The sequence below is a fragment of the Bacillus sp. SIMBA_008 genome, assembly GCF_046535495.1.
GTDB lineage: Bacteria > Bacillota > Bacilli > Bacillales > Bacillaceae > Bacillus > Bacillus subtilis.
The window spans coordinates 1-269 of the sequence record NZ_JAWRWL010000529.1 but is presented as its reverse complement, the minus strand read 5'-3'; the positions used below and the strand labels follow the sequence as shown (position 1 = coordinate 269).

The 269-nt window shown below is 37.5% G+C and carries 1 protein-coding gene; it reads left to right on the top strand.

Translation table 11 applies throughout. The features are described from left to right. A partial coding sequence (locus SB658_RS24315; RefSeq protein ID WP_410602925.1) for a histidine kinase dimerization/phosphoacceptor domain-containing protein occupies positions 1-269 on the top strand: 269 nt, incomplete at both ends.

Here is a 269-nt window from a genome sequence, read left to right as displayed (position 1 = left end):
ATGATACGTTAGGGCATACGTTATCACTCATTACTTTAAAAAGTCAGCTCGTGGAAAAGTTAATTGTAAAAAATCCGGAGCGTGCAAGTGTGGAAGCAAAGGAAATTACGCAAACATCTCGTACCGCTTTAAAGCAGCTAAGGGAACTAATTTCTGATATGCGTATGATTACAGTAGAAGAAGAGCTTGAGCAAATAAAAGCGATCTTACAAGCTGCTACTATTGAATTAGAAATAAAACAAGAAACGAGTGCAAGTTCGTTATCACCC